The sequence below is a fragment of the uncultured Methanobrevibacter sp. genome (assembly GCF_937898925.1).
Lineage (GTDB): Archaea > Methanobacteriota > Methanobacteria > Methanobacteriales > Methanobacteriaceae > Methanobrevibacter.
Window position 1 is genome coordinate 1 of record NZ_CALDKF010000069.1, and the last position, 2,125, is coordinate 2,125.

The window sequence follows — 2,125 nt, forward strand, 5'->3', positions numbered from 1 at the left end:
CTAATAAAGAAGGCTTAAAAATGAATGATGAAAAAGGAATGAGAGTATTAACTTCATTGGTAGCTTTAGGCATTTTTGTAGTGGCAGGGCTTGCTGCTTTCTATCAAAGTGTTTTAGCGCTTCCTTTAGCTATAATTGGACTTATTTTTGTCCCATTCATATTGGTGCAAAATAAGGAAAAATATGCTCATTTAGCTGAAAACTTAGAGAAAATTGCTTTCATCATTACATTTTTGATTATTTGTATCACATTTATTTGTTTATATAAGCCAATTTAGGTAAACTGGGTGAGATTATGGAAGAATTATATATTATGATTTATATTTTGGTTTTCATTATAGGATCCATCGCTGGTCTTTTATTAAGCTATAAAAAGCATATGGAACCTTATATAATATCTGAAATAGATGTTTTAACCTTGGTTTTATCTATTATTGGATGGTTTTTATTATTTAACCATGGATTAAATCCAAATATTAGTCCTGAAATATTGCTTACTATTGCATTCTTCTTCATAGGGCTTGCATTAGGAAGAAGGCCAGGTTATGGTCGTAAGGAAACTGCAATAGGTATCCTTATTGCAGCAGTTGTCTGGATTTCAACATCCGGAGTATTATTTTAATTAGAAATATTAAAATTAAGTAGTTAAATTTAAAATCAAATCATTTATTGGTGATTTATATGAATAGTGCGGAAAAGTATGAAATGATGAAATTAAGAGTTCTTCATAGTTTTAAATGGGAAAAGGACATTACTATTCCATTATCTGAAGAATTTGGAATTTCTAAAGATGAATTTGAAGATATTCTTATGAATCGCTTTGATATGAGTGATTTGGAAAATATGCATGCTACCTTTGAGATAGCAAATAGAGAAAAGATAAAAAGGCAAATGCATCTTGATTTGAGACTTTATTGGTTAAGTGATGTTGCTAAACTAATATCTGAGGAAGATGCGGATAGAATCTGCCATCAATTAACCAAGGATGTAGTAAAGCATGGCAAAAAGTATGAAGATGCCATAGAAGAAGGTAGGGCTCAAATAGTTGAATTATTGCGAGAATAATTGTCGATTGAATTATTATCGAAAGAATTATTATCAAAAGAATGATGTTTATAAAATTATTATAAAGAACGAGATTTAAGGTAATTGAAATGCTTAAAAAACTTAAAGATATTGTGAGAAAAAGTTCAATTCACGTTTGTATTGTAAACTGTGGAGGATGTAATGGCTGTGATGTAGAGCTAGTTGCACTTCTTTCCCCAAGATACGATCTTGAACAGTATGGAATTTATGTTCACAATAATCCTCGTGAAGCTGATGTTCTTTTAGTGACTGGTGCAGTTACAGAACAATGGAGAGACAATTTAAGAAGGATTTATGCAAAAACTCCAGAACCTAAGATTGTAGTGGCTGTTGGAAACTGTCCACAGTCTGGAGATGTCTTTGCTCAAGAGGGAGGAAGAGTTCTTGCTCCTGTTTCAGACTTCATTCCAGTGGATGCAGCTATTCCAGGTTGTCCTCCAAGGCCAAGTGAAATATTAGAGGCAGTTTTAACTGTTGCTCCTGGTGCTCTTGCAGCTAAGGGAAGAGCTCAAGATGCTAGGGAAGATTAATGTTTATTAGTATTTAGAATTTAGATTTAGATAAGTAAAGGAGTCAGATATTATGATATTACCAATTGGACCAATTCATCCAGGTTTAAAGGAACCTTTAAGACTTAAGCTTAAGACTGAAGGCGAAAAGGTTATTAAAGCTGAGATTGATTATGGTTATGTTCATAGAGGTATTGAAAAGATTATGGAAGGAAAGACCTGGCAAAAGTGCATTTACTTATCTGAAAGAATCTGTGGTATCTGTTCATATGAGCATACACAAACCTTTGCAGAAACTTTAGAATCAATTTCTGGAGTTCAAGCGCCTTTAAGAGCTCAATACTTAAGGGTCATTACTAATGAATTGGACAGGATCCAATCCCACTTGCTTGCAAATTCAACATTCTTCAAGACTCTTGACCATGAGACATTGTTCATGCATGTTTTGGCTTTAAGGGAACATGCAATGGATTCTCTTGAATTATTAACTGGAAATAGGGTCAATTTAGGATGGAATGTTGTTGGTGGAG

Annotated in this window: 5 protein-coding genes; all 5 read left to right on the top strand. The window is 33.2% G+C overall.

Translation table 11 applies throughout. From position 1 onward, the window contains the following. Positions 1 to 278: hypothetical protein (locus Q0409_RS05625; RefSeq protein WP_298535950.1), on the top strand; the 278-nt coding region annotated here is incomplete at its 5' end. Between the two features lie 17 nt (positions 279 to 295). Then, positions 296 to 622 (top strand): DUF2104 domain-containing protein, encoded by a 327-nt coding sequence (locus Q0409_RS05630; protein ID WP_298535952.1) that lies wholly within the window; start codon positions 296 to 298, stop codon positions 620 to 622. 59 nt (positions 623 to 681) lie between these two features. Next, positions 682 to 1,065, top strand: a complete 384-nt coding sequence (locus Q0409_RS05635) for a DUF1959 domain-containing protein (protein ID WP_298535954.1) — start codon at positions 682 to 684, stop codon at positions 1,063 to 1,065. An 89-nt stretch (positions 1,066 to 1,154) separates the two neighbouring features. Further along, a complete protein-coding gene (locus tag Q0409_RS05640; protein ID WP_292788381.1) occupies positions 1,155 to 1,616 on the top strand; it encodes an NADH-quinone oxidoreductase subunit B family protein in 462 nt (153 codons plus the stop codon). Positions 1,617 to 1,668: 52 nt separating this feature from the next. Next, on the top strand, positions 1,669 to 2,125 hold a 457-nt coding region (locus Q0409_RS05645; protein WP_298535956.1), incomplete at its 3' end, for a nickel-dependent hydrogenase large subunit.

Excerpts from the sequence above, each read along its gene's own strand:
- Q0409_RS05635 (WP_298535954.1), top strand. The coding sequence starts at position 682 with ATGAATAGTGCGGAAAAGTATGAAATGATGAAATTAAGAGTTCTTCAT.
- Q0409_RS05640 (WP_292788381.1), top strand. The coding sequence starts at position 1,155 with ATGCTTAAAAAACTTAAAGATATTGTGAGAAAAAGTTCAATTCACGTT.
- Q0409_RS05630 (WP_298535952.1), top strand. The coding sequence starts at position 296 with ATGGAAGAATTATATATTATGATTTATATTTTGGTTTTCATTATAGGA.